Annotated in this window: 13 protein-coding genes; 2 read left to right on the plus strand and 11 right to left on the minus strand. The window is 73.2% G+C overall.

Annotation, left to right across the window (positions count from 1 at the left end; translation table 11 throughout):
* Positions 1-13: 13 nt before the first annotated feature.
* On the plus strand, positions 14-1,279 hold the full coding sequence (locus Cs7R123_RS20695) for an FAD-dependent oxidoreductase (protein ID WP_212829367.1): 1,266 nt from the start codon (positions 14-16) through the stop codon (positions 1,277-1,279).
* 164 nt (positions 1,280-1,443) lie between these two features.
* On the opposite strand, the gene Cs7R123_RS20700 is transcribed toward Cs7R123_RS20695, so the two are convergent.
* Positions 1,444-2,427, minus strand: a complete 984-nt coding sequence (locus Cs7R123_RS20700; RefSeq protein WP_212829368.1) for an XRE family transcriptional regulator — start codon at positions 2,425-2,427, stop codon at positions 1,444-1,446.
* A gap of 13 nt (positions 2,428-2,440) precedes the next feature.
* Complete coding sequence (locus tag Cs7R123_RS20705) at positions 2,441-3,931, minus strand: peptide MFS transporter (protein ID WP_212829369.1); 1,491 nt, start codon at positions 3,929-3,931, stop codon at positions 2,441-2,443.
* A gap of 196 nt (positions 3,932-4,127) precedes the next feature.
* On the opposite strand from Cs7R123_RS20705, the gene Cs7R123_RS20710 reads away from it, so the two are divergent.
* A complete protein-coding gene (locus Cs7R123_RS20710; protein WP_212829370.1) occupies positions 4,128-4,466 on the plus strand; it encodes an RNA polymerase-binding protein RbpA in 339 nt (112 codons plus the stop codon).
* 64 nt (positions 4,467-4,530) lie between these two features.
* On the opposite strand, the gene Cs7R123_RS20715 is transcribed toward Cs7R123_RS20710, so the two are convergent.
* The 9 genes from Cs7R123_RS20715 to Cs7R123_RS20755 all read right to left on the minus strand — a co-directional run bounded on the left by Cs7R123_RS20715 (position 4,531) and on the right by Cs7R123_RS20755 (position 14,168).
* Positions 4,531-5,169 (minus strand): GNAT family N-acetyltransferase, encoded by a 639-nt coding sequence (locus Cs7R123_RS20715; RefSeq protein ID WP_244872044.1) that lies wholly within the window; start codon positions 5,167-5,169, stop codon positions 4,531-4,533.
* Positions 5,170-5,232: 63 nt separating this feature from the next.
* Positions 5,233-5,754, minus strand: a complete 522-nt coding sequence (locus Cs7R123_RS20720) for an FxsA family protein (RefSeq protein WP_212829372.1) — start codon at positions 5,752-5,754, stop codon at positions 5,233-5,235.
* A 24-nt stretch (positions 5,755-5,778) separates the two neighbouring features.
* A complete protein-coding gene (locus Cs7R123_RS20725) occupies positions 5,779-6,564 on the minus strand; it encodes a polyprenol monophosphomannose synthase (protein WP_244872045.1) in 786 nt (261 codons plus the stop codon).
* 26 nt (positions 6,565-6,590) lie between these two features.
* Positions 6,591-8,153, minus strand: a complete 1,563-nt coding sequence (gene lnt / locus Cs7R123_RS20730) for an apolipoprotein N-acyltransferase (RefSeq protein WP_244872440.1) — start codon at positions 8,151-8,153, stop codon at positions 6,591-6,593.
* Positions 8,154-8,567: 414 nt separating this feature from the next.
* Complete coding sequence (locus Cs7R123_RS20735; RefSeq protein WP_212829375.1) at positions 8,568-9,899, minus strand: glutamate mutase L; 1,332 nt, start codon at positions 9,897-9,899, stop codon at positions 8,568-8,570.
* A gap of 1 nt (position 9,900) precedes the next feature.
* On the minus strand, positions 9,901-10,284 hold the full coding sequence (locus Cs7R123_RS20740) for a hotdog domain-containing protein (RefSeq protein ID WP_212829376.1): 384 nt from the start codon (positions 10,282-10,284) through the stop codon (positions 9,901-9,903).
* Positions 10,281-11,045: an OAM dimerization domain-containing protein gene (locus tag Cs7R123_RS20745; RefSeq protein ID WP_280517319.1), complete on the minus strand. Its 765-nt coding sequence runs from the start codon at positions 11,043-11,045 to the stop codon at positions 10,281-10,283. Before Cs7R123_RS20745 ends, Cs7R123_RS20740 begins: the two co-directional genes overlap by 4 nt.
* Positions 11,042-12,631, minus strand: a complete 1,590-nt coding sequence (locus tag Cs7R123_RS20750) for a lysine 5,6-aminomutase subunit alpha (protein ID WP_212829377.1) — start codon at positions 12,629-12,631, stop codon at positions 11,042-11,044. The genes Cs7R123_RS20745 and Cs7R123_RS20750 overlap by 4 nt, the downstream gene beginning before the upstream one ends.
* A complete protein-coding gene (locus tag Cs7R123_RS20755; protein ID WP_212829378.1) occupies positions 12,618-14,168 on the minus strand; it encodes an amidohydrolase in 1,551 nt (516 codons plus the stop codon). The genes Cs7R123_RS20750 and Cs7R123_RS20755 overlap by 14 nt, the downstream gene beginning before the upstream one ends.
* Between the last annotated feature and the right edge of the window lies 1 nt (position 14,169).

The following is a 14,169-nucleotide window of genomic DNA, read 5'->3' on the forward strand; positions in this document are numbered from 1 at the left end:
GCACACTGCACTGATGGACGACAGCCGAGGCGGCGGGCCGGTGGCGTGGGCGGTGTCGCGGTGGGGCACCGACCCGTACGCGCGCGGCGCCTGGACCGGCCTGCTGCTGGGCGGCACCGCCGCCGACCGGGCCCGGCTGGCCGCCCCGATCGGCGACCGGCTCGTGCTCGCCGGTGAGGGTGTGCACCCGACCAGCCCCGCGATGGTCCACGGCGCGTACGAGTCCGGCCGCGCCGCCGCCGCGCACCTGCTGGCCACCGCCCGGCCCGGCGAGACCGTCGCCGTCGTGGGGGCGGGGATGGCGGGGCTGGCCGCGGCCCGGGTGCTGCGCGACCGCGGTCTGCGCGTGCGGGTGCTGGAGGCCCGCGACCGGGTCGGCGGCCGGGTACGCACCGTCGACCTGGGCGGGGTCGGCGCCGACCTGGGGGCGGCGTGGCTTCAGCAGTACCCCTGCAACCCGCTGGGCCGCGTGGCCGCCGACCTGGGCCTGGTCGCGGTCGCGACCGACTTCGGCGCCCCGCTGCCGCTGTCACCGGCCGGGCCGGTCTCCGGGGTGCACGAGGCCCTGGCGGCGCTGCGCGCCCACGCCGCGGCCGCCACCGCGACCGCCGACGCGCCGGTCGCCGACGTCCTGGCCGCCCACCGGGCGACCCTGGACCCGGCACGGGCCCGGGTCCTGGACTACGCCGTGGCCGCCGCGATCACCCTGGAGTCGGGGCTGGACTTCAGCGTCGCGTCGGCGCGCGGGACGTTCGGTGAGCCCGGGGTCGGCGAGGGCGACCGGTGGCTGCCCGCGGGCATGTCCCGGCTGTGCGAGGCCCTGGCCGACGGGCTTGAGGTGGCCCTGGACCACCCGGTGGCCGGTGTCAGGACCGACCCGGACGGCGTCACCGTCCACGGGCCGTGGGGGCGGCTGCGCGCCGACCGGGCCGTGCTCGCGGTGCCGCTGGCGGTGCTGCCGACCCTGGTGCTGGAGCCGCCGCTGCCGGCCGGGCACGCGGCCGCGCTGGCGCGAGTCGGCACCGGCCAGGCCGAGAAGGTGCTGCTGCGCTACCGGGAGCGGTTCTGGCCCGCCGCGCCGGGCGGCTACCTGTGGTGGGGCGAGGACCGGCCGACGTGGAACGAGTGGGCCGACCTGACCGACGGGCTGGGCGTGCCGGTGCTGGCCCTGATCGCCGCGGGCGACGCGGCCCGGGCGCTGCACGGCCACCGCCCCGACGCCGACGTGGTCGCCGACGCCCACGCCACGGTCGTGCGCCTGGCCCGCAGCGCCAGGTGACACGCCGCACCCCGCCGTGCCCCCGCCCCCGCCCCCGCCCCGCCGCGTTCGGGACGCGTTCGCGCAGTTTCGGTGAAAGTGCTCGAAAGGAGGCCTTGATTCCAGCACTTTCCCCGAAATTGCACGCACCCCCGCGCCCGGCGGTCGGGGCCGGGCCGGGTCGGTCAGTTGGTCAGGGCGGAGGCGGGGCGCTGGGTGAAGAACTCGATCTCGTCGCGCAGCTGGCGGGCCACGGCGACGTCGGCGTAGCGGGGCTCGCGCAGGGCGGTGTACACCCGGTTGACGCTGACCATGACCTCGGTGACGCGTCTGGGCAGGTCGAGTGACAGCACGGGGGCCAGCGCGTCGCGGGCGCCGTCGGGTTCGCCGGTGTGCACCCGTGACAGCGCCAGCGCGCACCTGGCCGCCGCCTCGTCGCGGTAGGAGCGCTGCTCGGCCGGGCCGGACCCGAACAGGGCCAGGGCGCGGGTGGCCTCGTGGGCAGCCTGTTGCGCGCACTCGGGCAGCGTCGCGTACGCGTGGGCGGCGTAGCAGTGCTGCCGGGCCGGGCTGAACGTCAGCTGCCCGCCCAGGGCGTCGAGGTCGTCGCTGACGTGGCGCTCCCGCAGGTCGTCGGCGCGGACCAGGGCCAGGCGGGTCGGTTCGACGGCGCCCAGCATCGCGTGCGCCCGCGCCAGCAGGCTGGTCAGCCAGCAGGCGACGGTGCCGGTGGACTCGGCGGCCATGGCGCTGCCGGACTCGGCGAACCGGACCGCCTCCTGCGGTCGGCCGGCCCAGAACGCGATCATGCTCTGCATCCCGCGGGCCCAGGACCGCAGGCAGCCGTGGTCGGCGTTGTCGGCGCACGCGTACATCGTGCGGGCCAGCGCCATCGCCTGATGGCTGCGGCCCAGGTCGTGGCTGACGTGGGCCATCAACCCGGTCGCGACCGCCACCAGGGCGTACCGGTGCCGGTCGCGGTCGGGGTCGGGTCCGGCCTCCAGGGCGGTGAAGCCGAGCTCCTGGGTCTCCAGCAGTTGCCCGGCCACGGCGGTGACCGGTTCGACCGGGTAGCGGCGGGCCAGGTCGGCCAGGTCGCCGTGCAGCCGGACCATGGCCTCGTCGGTCAGGTCGCGGCGCAGATCCATGATCGCGGTGTCGTGGCTCATCGGGTTCCGTTCCTCAGTGCACGCCGTGCATCAGCTGGCCGATCCTGCGGGCGCCGAGCCAGAAGCAGATGCCGACGAGGATCGCCAGCAGGCCCAGGCCGCCGTAGTAGACGCCCGCGGGCAGCTTCTCGGCCAGCGGGGTGACCCAGGTGTTGAGGGCGTTGCCGGCGGAGCTGGCCAGGAACCACAGGCCCATGATCTGGCTGGCGTAGCGCAGCGGGGCGAGTTTGGTGGTGACCGACAGGCCTACGGGGCTGAGCAGCAGCTCGGCGCAGGTCTGGATGAAGTAGACCAGGACGATCCACCAGGGAGAGATCAGACCGCGCCCGGCGGCGGCCCCGGCGGCGCCCATGACCAGGAACGACAGGCCGATGCCCAGCAGCGCCCAGGAGAACTTGACCGGGGTGCCGGGCTGGCGCCGGTCGAGCCTGGTCCACAGCCAGGCGAACACCGGCGCGAGCAGCAGGATCAGCACCGGGTTGATGGACTGGAACCAGGCGGTGGGGATCTCGAAGCTGCCGACCTGCCGGTCGACGTCGTTCTCGGTGAACAGGCTGACCAGGCTGCCCGCCTGGTCGTAGATCATCCAGAACAGCGCCGCGCCGATGAAGATCCACACATAGGCGCTGACGCGGGAACGCTCCTGCGTGGTCAGCGACTTGTCGCGGAACATCATCAGGAAGTACGCCGCGGGCACGACCAGCGCCATCAGCGTCAGCGCGGTGATGACGTGCTGGGCCCGGAACGTGCCGGCGGCGACGTCGGCGATGATCAGCACCGCGACGATCGCCACCACGATCGCGGCGACCGTCAGCAGCTTCCGGCGTTCGTGGGAGAGCAGCGGCTTGTGGGCCTTGAGCCCGACCCCCTCCAGCCGCCGGTGGCCGAAGAGGTACTGGATGACGGCCAGGGTCATGCCGACCGCGGCGATGCCGAACGCCACATGCCACTCGTTCTTGGCGGCGAAGTAGCCGGTCAGCAGCGGGGCGAAGAACGCGCCCAGGTTGATGCCGAGGTAGAACAGGGTGAACCCCGAGTCACGGCGGGACTCGTGCATCTCGGGGTGCTTGTCGTACAGCTCGCCGACCATGGCGGAGATGTTGGGTTTGAGCAGCCCGGTGCCGAGCACGATGAGCACCAGTCCGAGGTAGAACATGGCCTTCGACCCGGCGGCGAGGCTGTAGTGGCCCAGGGCGATGACGATGGCGCCGTACAGGACGCTGCGGCGGGTGCCCAGCAGCCGGTCGGCGACCCAGCCGCCGGGCAGGGCCATGAAGTAGACCATCGAGTTGTAGATCGAGTACAGCACCGCCGCCGCGGCCGCGGTCATGCCGAAGCCCCCGGCGCTGGCCGAACCGGCCAGGAACAGCACGAGGATCGCCCGCATGCCGTAGAAGCTGAACCGCTCCCACATCTCGGTGAGGAACAGCACCACCAGGCCGCCGGGGTGACCCATCCAGGTCTTGACCGGCCTGGCGGCGGCCGCCGCCGTGGTGCTGGCCATCGCGTCCTCCCGGATGTGATGTTCCCCGCAATACAGGTCCAATCGGACAATATCGCGGTCGGGGGTACGGGTGAGGCAGACTCACGAATCCGGGGCCGCTACAGTTCTACGACACGCTGCGTCACCTTCGAGGGAATCTTGGACCCGTCCGGCGTGTTGCACCACCCGAAGTCTGTTCTCAACGTGAGGAGCTGGTATGGGCGAGCGCATGCTGCGGGGAAGCCGACTGGGAGCCGTGAGTTACGAGTCGGACCGCAACACCGAACTCGCGCCCCGGCAGATCCGCGAATTCCAGTGCGCCAACGGCCACCGCTTCGAGGTGCCGTTCGCCGTCGACGCCGAGGTCCCGTCGATGTGGGAGTGCAAGTTCGACGGCAGCGTCGCCCGTCTCATCGACGGCACCGAGCCGGAGCAGAAGAAGGTCAAGCCTCCGCGCACCCACTGGGACATGCTGCTGGAGCGCCGCTCCATCGAGGAGCTCGAGGAGATCCTCAACGAGCGCCTGGCCGAGGTCCGCGTCAAGCGCGGCCGCTGAACCGACACGAAGGCGCCCCGGGTGAACCGGGGCGCCTTCGCCGTGTTCAGCGCCTTCGCCGTGTTCAGAGCCCGAACTCGGGCAGGCACGCCGCCAGCCCGTCCACCTCGACCGGGACCTGGGCGGCCTGCTCCCACCGCTGCCGGGTCAGCCGCAGCCGCTGCGTGAGCGCCACCTGCCCGTCCAGTACATCGCGGACCAGACCGTCCAGCTCGTAGCCCAGCCGCTGCGACACCCGCAGCGGTGCCGGGTTGTCGGCGAACGACGCGCTGGTCGCGTCGGCCGCACCCAGGCCCGCGAACGCCAGTTGCAGCACCGCGGCCCGCATCTCGGTGCCCAGCCCCTGGCCGTGGTGGGCCAGGCCCAGCCACGACGCGCTGCGCACCTCCCGCCGCACGGCGAACTCCCGCCCCGCCAGCTCCTGCTCCCCGATCGGCTGCCCGTCGCGGAACACCGCGAACCCCAGCGCCCAGTCCTGCCGGTCCCAGGTGCCGATCCGGCGCCACTGCCGCTGGATCACCGCCCGGCCCCGCTCGGCCGGCGCGGCCTCGGTCCACGGGGTCAGGAACGGGCGCCGGTCCGGCGCGTGCACCCCGGCGGCGGCCGCGTCGGCCAGTGCGGCCAGCTCGTCCCCGACGGGCAGCCGCAGTTCCAGCCTCGGGGTGCGCAGCCGCAGCCCGTATAGGGGCCAGTAGTCGATCATCACTGCGGCATTCTCCGCCCCGACCGCCCCGTACCGCACCAGGTTTCCGCCCCGGTCCCTGGGTCAGTCGACGATCTCGCCTTCGATGACCTCGGACGAGGCCGTGCCGGGCGGCGTCGGGGGCGCGGCGCCCGGGGGCTGGGCGGGCGGGTGGTGCGGGGTCGTGGTCGTCACCCGGACCCGGCGCGGCCCGAACACGCTGTTGGCCGCCCCCGCCGGGATCCGCTTCTCGGTGGCCGCCCGCGCCCGCGAGCGCACCAGCCGCCGCACCGGCGGGATGAGCAGCAGCAGGCCGACCACCGCCGTCAGCAGCCCGGGGATGATCAGCAGCAGTGCCGCGACCAGGCCCACGACCGCGTCCAGGGCCTGCTCGCCGCGCGGATCGCCGCCCTGCCGGGCCGCGCGCAGCCTTCGCCACGCCGCCATGCCCTCCCGGCGCATCAGCACGATGCCGAGAATCGACAGCACCGCGACCAGCAGCAGCGCCCAGCCCGCCCCGATCTGCGACGCCAGCCACAGGAAGATCAGGAACTCGACCGCCCCGACGAGCAGGACAGCCGCCGGAACCCACCGCAGCCTGCGCAAATCCGTTTCACCTCCGCGCCGGCCTCACGGCCAGCGGTCGCTGGGCTTGAACGCGCGACGCAGCGCGTCCCGCCGAGCCTGTGCCCCCCACACGGTCACCCGCCACAGCGCCTCTTTCACGATAGACCCGCTCATCTTGCTCGCGCCGTGCTCGCGCTCGGCGAAGGTGATGGGGACCTCCACGATCCGGAAGCCGTGGCGGAACGTGCGCCAGGTCAGCTCGACCTGGAAACTGTAGCCCTGCGACGCCACCGTCTCGACCTCGATCTTGCGTAGGACGTCGGTGCGGTACGCCCGGTAGCCGCCGGTGGCGTCCTTGACGCCCATGCCCAGCACGGTGCGGGTGTACAGGTTCCCGCCGCGTGACAGCAGCAGCCGGTGCAGCGGCCAGTTGACGACCTTGCCGCCCCTGGTCCAGCGGGACCCGATGACCGCGTCGGCGCCGCGCAGCGCGTCCAGCAGCAGCGGCAGCTGCTCCGGGGCGTGCGAGCCGTCGGCGTCCATCTCCACCGCGGCGTCGTAGCCGTGCTCGTCGGCCCATGCGAACCCGGCCAGGTACGCCGCCCCGAGGCCCTGCTTGCCGGGCCGGTGCATGACCTTGATCCGGTCGTCGGCGGCGGCCATCGCGTCGGCGATCGCACCGGTGCCGTCGGGGCTGTTGTCGTCGGCGATGAGCACGTCGACCTGCGGGGTCGCGGCCCGGACCCGCCCGACGATCGAGCCGATGTTCTCCTTCTCGTTGTACGTCGGGATGATCACCAGGACCCGGCCCACACCGGGGTAGCCGTCCTCGCCGCTTGCCTGACCCACCCGGGGCCTCCTCTGGTCGGGGCCGGTCACGCTCCGCGCGACCGGCGCCGGCGCAGCACAGCGGCTGCGATCAGCACCCCAGCCGCGGCCAGCGCCGCGGCGGCCTCCGGCCACGCACCCACCCTGGTCGCGAGCGTGGACCCGGTGCCCAGCCGCAGCTGCCGTACCACCACCGCTTCGGTATTGAAACCAGTTGCATCATGCACAGAACCGTCAGCAGTTACAAAACCGGACACACCGACAGTCGAGGCCATCAGGCTGTCGCGGCCGTGCTCGACGGCCCGCAGCCGCACCATCGCCAGCTGCTGGGTCGCCTCGGCGACGTCGAACGTCGCGTTGTTGGTCTGCACCGCCAGCAGCTGCGCCCCGTGCCGCACGGTGTCGGCCACGACGTCGTCGTAGGCGACCTCGAAGCAGATCACGTCGCCGACCTTCGCCGGGCCCAGCGTCAGCACCCCGGGCTCGGTCCCGGCGACGAAGTCCGTACGCAGCAGCTTCGCCTGGTTCGTGATCGCCTGCGCGATCGGTTCGACGATCGGGCGCAGCGGCAGGTACTCGGCGAACGGCACCGGGTGCTGCTTGAGGTACATCTGCTGCGGCGGCCCGTACGCCGACTGCCGGGGCAGCCACACCATGCCCGCGTTGCGGGACTGGCCCTCGCCCGGACCGGACAGGACCGCGCCGACCAGGATCGGGGCGTTGATCGCGGTCGCGGCCTGGTCGATCGCGGCGGCGGCGTCGATGTTGCGCAGCGGGTCGATGTCGGAGGCGTTCTCCGGCCAGATCACCAGGTCGGGACGGGGCAGCTCACCGGCGCCGACGCGGCGGGCCAGGTCGAGGGTGGCACGGGCGTGGTTGTTGAGCACGGCCTGGCGCTGGGCGTTGAAGTCCAGGCCGAGCCGCGGCACGTTGCCCTGCACGATCGCGACGGTCACCGGCGCACCGGCGGGGGTCGCGGCGGGCACCGCCAGGCCGATCCCGGCCACGACGAGCGCCCCGGCCGCGTAGGCGCCCACGGCGCCCCAGCGCGGCCCGGCGACGGCGTCACCGTCGGCGGGACGTGCGCGTACGGCCAGCCACGCCGCGGCCAGCAGGCCGCCGCACAGCGCGACCGCGAACGTCACCAGGGGGGCGCCGCCGAACCGGGCCAGCATCAGCGCGGGCGCGTCGGCCTGGCTGAACGCGAGCCTGCCCCACGGGAACCCGCCGAACGGGGCCCGGTCGCGCAGCGCCTCCTGCGCCGTCCACAGCAGCGCCACCGCCAGCGGCCACAGCCCGGCCCGGCGCGCCGCCAGCGGGGTCACCCACGCGAGCGCGACACCCAGCAGCGCGAGGTACGACGCCTGGAACAGCGCCAGCAGGATCCACGGCGCATACCCGACGTGCAGGTTCGTCCACGCCAGCAGCGGCGCGAAGAACACCAGTCCCGAAATCAGACCCAGCCCGGCACCGGCGCGCAGCCGCCGCCCGTGCACCGCCACCGCCAGCAGCGCCACCCCGACCGGGGCGGCCCACCACTGGCCGTACGGCGGGAACGACACCAGCAGCGCCAGCCCCGACAGGACAGCCAGCCCGAACGCGGTCCACAGCCGGGGGCCGGAGCCGGGGGTGCGGGCGGGCGGGCCGGGCGGGGTCGCCGGGGCCAGGGTCTGCACCGTCACCACTTCACCTATCTGTCGCAGTCGGGCGCTTCGCGCCGCCCAGGGAAGATCACACCCGGGGTGCTGCACAGGCTACACAAGAATCGGGGCGCGGCCGACGGCCGCGCCCCGCACTCCCCAACTCCTACAGGCGGCCGCGGCCGGTGGCCTTCGGGCCGATCCGCGCCAAACCGGCTGCCGGGCGTCGGATCGTTGTCTACTGGCCACCGCCGTGCCGCCTGCCGCACCATCGAGTCGATCGCTGATGCGGCGGAGGACCTTACGACGGTACGCGTGAGCGCACCGCCGGGTCAATTTGAGCATGCGTGCACGCAGCGTGACCATTACCCGTCCGGGGACTCGTCACCGCAGCTCAGCGGCGAGTAACGCACCCGCGGCGGCCGGATGTTCGGCGGCCAGCAGCCCCGCCGCCGCCAGGATGTAGGACGAGTCGACGAAGGTGCGGGGGGCACGTGGCAGGGGCCACCCGCCCGCGCTGTCGGTCAACCCGGCCGCCAGGATCCGCTGCGCCACCGGCGGCGGGTTGTGCCGCAGCACCCCGCCGGACCCGATCGCGAGCGCCACGTCACGCAGGTCACGACCGCCACGACGCGGCCCGCCGGTCACGGCAGCCTCACCCCGGGCGTGACGGCGCAGCGCGACGGTCACCGCCAGCTCGGCCAACCGCCAGTCGACAGCCTGCTCCAGGGCACTGTCGGCGACGAAACCAGGATGCTCGGCCCGCAGGTCGGCGGCCTGCTGCAACGCATGGGTGTCGTCGTGGGGCAGCAGCTTCTCCCCCAGCGCCGCCGCGACGACACCGGGCGCCGACCAGCGCATCCCCAGGTCCCCCTCGACGGTACGGGCCGCCCACAGCGTCCCGGCGACCTCGTCGCGGACCCCGGCCAGCCGCTCGGCGTCGGGGATCAGCACCGAGTACACGTCGGTGGTCGCCCCGCCCACATCCACGACCAGCAGATCCTGGCCCAGGTTCGAGGCCAGCAGCTCGACGCCGGTCAGGACCGCGTCCGGGGTCGCCGCCCGCACCAGGGACGCGAACCGGGGACCCCGCGACAGCTTCTTGCCGCCGATGACGTGCTGGAGGAACACCTGCCGGATCGCCGCCCGCGCCGGACCCGGATCCAGGGTCCCGATGGCGGGCAGCACGTTGGCCACCGCGACCGTCGGCACCCCGGCGTCGGCGAGCAGGGCGTGCAGCCGGTCGCGGCAGTCGGCGTTGCCGGCCAGCACGACCGGGACCCGCCATCTGGCCTTGGCCAGGCGGGTCGCATTGGCCGTGATGGTGTCGGCGTCGCCGCCGTCGGTGCCGCCCACGAGGAGCACCACGTCCGGTCGGGCGGCCCGCAGCGCGGTGAGGCCGTCGCGGTCGAGGACCCCGGCGGCGACGTGGACGACCTTCGCCCCGGCCGACAGCCCGACCCGGTGCCCCGCCTGCGCGGTGACCAGGCGCTCGTACCCGATGACGGCCAGGCGCAGCCCGCCACCCGCCGACGAGCACACCAGCAGCCCGTCGGGGGTGTGCCCGGTCGCCGCGACCGCCGCGTCCAGGCCGTGCAGCACGTCCGTGCCGACGGTCGTGCGGTGGCTGCCGGTGGCGACCAGCCGCCCGCCGTCGGTGTCGACCACGGCCGCCTTCGTGAACGTCGACCCGACGTCGACGCAGCAGATCAGCACGTCACGCCTTCGGCGGCACGACCACGGTGCCGGTCGCGGTCACGGCGACCACCGGCGGGTCCAGCACCTCGGCCGCCGACTCCGACACGTCGGGCCGGCCCCGGCACACGACCCGGGCCTCGAAGTCGATGGTGCGGCTGCGGGTGCCCATCCTGGTCACCGTCGCCGAGATCTCCAGCACGTCACCGGCCCGCATCGGAGCCTTGAACTGCACGTCGGAGTACGACGCGAACAGGCCCTCGTCACCGTCGGTGCGGATGCACACCTCGGTCGCGACGTCCCCGAACGCGGCCAGGGCGTACGCGCCATCAACGAGGTTGCCCGCGTAGTGGGCGTGGCTGTAGGGCACATACCGGCGGTGCGTGACAGTCAGTCCGACGCTCATGCGGCAGCCTTCTCCTTCTTGCGCTCGGCGCGCTGGGTGATCAGGGCGTGCACGAGGTAGCTGGCGACCTCGCGCGGGGTCGTGCCGCGGCCGAAGATCCGGTCCACGCCCAGCTCGTCGGCCATCAGCTCGTCGAAGCGGGGCCCGCCGACGATCAGCAGCGGCCGCTTGTCGGCCGGCATCGCCTCCCGGAACGCCGCCGACATCTCGCGGGTGTTGTGCAGGTGCGCGTCGCGCTGCGTCACGACCTGCGACACCAGGACCGCGTCGGCCTTCTCCGCCTTCGCGGCGGCGACCAGCTCGGGGACCGTGACCTGGGCGCCCATGTTGACGACCTTCAGCTCCCGGTAGTACTCCAGGCCCTTCTCGCCCGCGATGCCCTTGACGTTGAGGATCGCGTCGATGCCGACGGTGTGGGCGTCGGTGCCGATGGTCGCGCCGACGACCGACAGCTTGCGCCGCAGCCTCTGCTTCACGACCGTGTTGACCTCCTTCGCGCCCAGCAGCGGGAAGTCCCGCTCGACCACCTGCACCTTGTCGAGCTCGACCAGGTGCCGGACCGAGCCGTACACGACGAAGAACGTGAACCCGTCGCCCATCTGCTTGGCGTGCACCAGCATCGCCGGGTCCAGGCCCATCTTCGCCGCCAGCTGGAGCGCCGCGCCCTCGGCCTTCTTGTCGTGCGGCAGCGGCAGCGTGAAGCTGACCTGGGTCATGCCGTCGCCGGTGGTGTCGCCGTACGGGCGGATGACCGTGCTCACTGCTGCTCCCCCTTGGCCGGCTGCTCCAGGATGTCGGTGGCCGGGTTGTAGTAGCCGTCCTCGTGCGCGGCGACGCCGTCACGGCCCTTGCCCCGGTCGGCGGGCCGCTTCATGATCCCGAACGTGCCGTCGGCGATCGCCTTGAGCAGGGTGTCGTCCTCGATCTTCGCCAGCAGGTCGATCGCCTCGTCCAGGACCTGGTGGGCGCGCTGCTGGATGAACCCGCCGGGCGCGGGCATGAAGTCCTCGTGCAGCTTGCCCGCCGCGTTCAGCACGTACCGGACGTTCTGCAGGGCGATGTCGCGGTCGGACAGCCACGGCGTCACCACCGCCTCGGTCATCATGCCGACCAGCAGGATGCCCTGCCCGGTCAGCGCCCCGACCAGGTTGAAGAACCCGTCGAGCAGGTTGCCGCGGAAGACGTCGCCGGTCATGTGCTTGGTCGGCGGCATCCACTTCAGCGGCGCGTCCGGGAACAGCTCCCGGGCCAGCAGCGCGTGCGCCAGTTCGAGGCGGAACGACTCCGGCAGATCCGGGTTGATCTCGAACGCGTGCCCGAGGCCCAGCTGCCAGTCGGCCAGCCCGGCCTCGTGCGCGAAGTACTCGTTGAGCAGCTGCGACACCGTGACCGTGTGCGCGGCCTCGACCGCGTCGGCGGTGGTGAGGTAGTTGTCCTCGCCGGTGTTGATGACGATCCCCGCGCGGGCGTGGATCTGGCGGGAGAACCGCTGGTCGACGAAGGTGCGGATCGGGTTGATGTCGCGGAACAGGATGCCGTACATCGAGTCGTTGAGCATCATGTCCAGCCGCTGGAGCCCGGCCAGGGTCGCGATCTCCGGCATGCACAGGCCCGACGCGTAGTTGGTCAGGCGCACATAGCGGCCCAGCTCGCGGCTCGACTCGTCCAGGGCGGCGCGCATCAGGCGGAAGTTCTCCTGCGTGGCGTACGTGCCCGCGAAGCCCTCGCGGGTCGCGCCCTCGGGGACGTAGTCCAGCAGCGACTGGCCGGTCGAGCGGATCACCGCGATCACGTCGGCGCCCGCGCGGGCGGCGGCCTGCGCCTGCGGGATGTCCTCGTAGATGTCGCCGGTCGCCACGATCAGGTAGATCCACGGGCGCTGCTTCGGGTCGCCGTACTTCTTGATCATCTTGTCGCGTTCGACGCGGTTGCGGTCGACCTGCCTGATCCCGGCGGCGACCGCCCGGCGCGACGCCTTGCGCGCCGCCGTCGCGGCCTTGCCGCCGGGCAGGTCGAACCGCAACGACCCCGACGCCGCCTTCTGCGCCAGCAGCGTCAGGTCCGCACCTGACCCGGCCAGGCCGTGCTCGGCCACGGCGTGGAACACCGGCAGCGCCACCCCGTGCCCCAGCCCCACGTCGGCGCGCACCGCGTCGACCAGGCGGTTCACCCACGGAATACCGTCGGCGTCGGCGCCGGTGATCCCGGCCAACCGCAGCACCGCCCGCTCCACCGACACGGTGGTGTGCGAGCGGGCCATGTCCACGACCGGCCGCCCGGCCCGTGCCGCCAGGGCACGGGCACGGGCGACCAGTTCCGGGTCCAGATGCAGCTTATTGCTGTGCATAGATGGTTTCTCCACGAAGGACGGTACGGACACAAACCGGCAGCTCGTCATGCTGCCCAAGCATCGGAAGGGTTCCCTGCAGCCCGGCCGGGGCGCGCCACACCGCGAAAGTCGCCGGCGCCCCCGGCACCAGCACCCCCTCGCCGTCGCGGTGCACCGACCGCCAGCCGCCACGCGTGTGCGCCGCGAACGCCGACTTCGCACTCATCCGCTGCTGCGGGTTGAAGTGCCACATCGCCGCCCGGACGCTGCCCCACGGGTCCAGGGGTGTCACCGGGCTGTCCGACCCGAACGCCAGCGCCACCCCGGTGTTGTGCATCTGCCCCATCGGGTTGGACGCCAGGCTCCGCTCCACGCCCAGGCGCTGGGCGTACATCTGGGCGGTGCCGCCCCAGAGGCGGTCGAACGCCGGCTGCATGCTCGCCACGATCCCGAACTCCACGAACGCCGCGATCAGCCGCTTGTCCATGATCTCGGCATGCTCCACCCGGTGCCGGGCGTCGCGGATCGCGTCCACGCCGAGCCGCTGCTCGGCCAGCGCGAACCCCGCCACCACCGTGGAGATCGCCTCGTCGCCGATGGCGTGGAAGCCGCCCTGCATCCGGTGCGCGTGGCAGTCCAGCAGGTGGTCGCGCACCTGCTCGGCGGTGACGTAGCCGTGCCCGCAGCCCTGCTCGCCGTCCAGGTAGTTCTTCGTGACGTGCGCGGTGCGCGAACCCAGGGCGCCGTCGGCGTACAGGTCACCGCCCGCGCCCACCGCGCCGAGCTCCCGGGCCTTGGCCGCGCCCATCAGCTCGCCCCAGAACCCGTACACCTCGGGCAGGCCCTGGCCCGACAGGCGGAGCAGGTCGGTGAAGTCGTTCTCGCTCGACGTGCCGGGGCCGCCGCACTCGTGCACCGCCGCGATCCCCAGCGACGCCGCATGCCGCAGCGCCGTCACCTGCGCCTGCTGCCGCTGCCCGTACGTGATCTGCCCGAACGCCTTCTCCCGCACCACATGGTGGGCGTCCCGGCGGACCCAGCCCGACTCGTCGTAGCCCGGCACGCCGACGGCCAGAGCCAGCAGGTCCGAGGAGACCAGCGCCGAATGGATCGACGCCTGCGACAGGTACACGCTGCGCCCGCCCGCCGCCCGGTCCAGCTCCGCCGCGCTCGGCGGCGTCTGCGCCGCGCCCCAGGTGCTCTCGTCGAACCCGTGTCCCAGCACCACCGCGTCCTGCCCCAGCCCGTCGGCGAACCCCGACACCGCCTTCAGCAGGTCCGTCGCGCTGCGCACGGCCGACAGGTCCAGCCCCGCCAACGCCAGCCCCGTGTCCGTGGCGTGCACGTGCGCGTCCACGAACGCCGGGGTCACCAGCGCACCACCGAGATCGACCCGCACGTCGGCCGACGGCGCGTCGGCCAGGGGGCCCAGCCACACGATCGTCTGGCCGCGCGTCAGCATCGCCGTCGCGGCCGGGTCGGCGGGACTGCGAACGACGGCGTTGCACCACAGCGTCGTGGGCTCGGCCGGCAGGGGGGTCACCGAAGTCTGCATG

The sequence above is a fragment of the Catellatospora sp. TT07R-123 genome, assembly GCF_018327705.1.
Classification (GTDB): domain Bacteria; phylum Actinomycetota; class Actinomycetes; order Mycobacteriales; family Micromonosporaceae; genus Catellatospora.

Bases quoted from the DNA above. Each gene is read 5' to 3' on its own strand.
- Cs7R123_RS20695 (WP_212829367.1), top strand. From the start codon at position 14: ATGGACGACAGCCGAGGCGGCGGGCCGGTGGCGTGGGCGGTGTCGCGG.
- Cs7R123_RS20700 (WP_212829368.1), bottom strand. From the start codon at position 2,427: ATGAGCCACGACACCGCGATCATGGATCTGCGCCGCGACCTGACCGAC.
- Cs7R123_RS20705 (WP_212829369.1), bottom strand. From the start codon at position 3,931: ATGGCCAGCACCACGGCGGCGGCCGCCGCCAGGCCGGTCAAGACCTGG.
- Cs7R123_RS20710 (WP_212829370.1), top strand. From the start codon at position 4,128: ATGGGCGAGCGCATGCTGCGGGGAAGCCGACTGGGAGCCGTGAGTTAC.
- Cs7R123_RS20715 (WP_244872044.1), bottom strand. From the start codon at position 5,169: ATGATCGACTACTGGCCCCTATACGGGCTGCGGCTGCGCACCCCGAGG.
- Cs7R123_RS20740 (WP_212829376.1), bottom strand. From the start codon at position 10,284: ATGAGCGTCGGACTGACTGTCACGCACCGCCGGTATGTGCCCTACAGC.
- Cs7R123_RS20750 (WP_212829377.1), bottom strand. From the start codon at position 12,631: ATGCACAGCAATAAGCTGCATCTGGACCCGGAACTGGTCGCCCGTGCC.
- Cs7R123_RS20755 (WP_212829378.1), bottom strand. From the start codon at position 14,168: ATGCAGACTTCGGTGACCCCCCTGCCGGCCGAGCCCACGACGCTGTGG.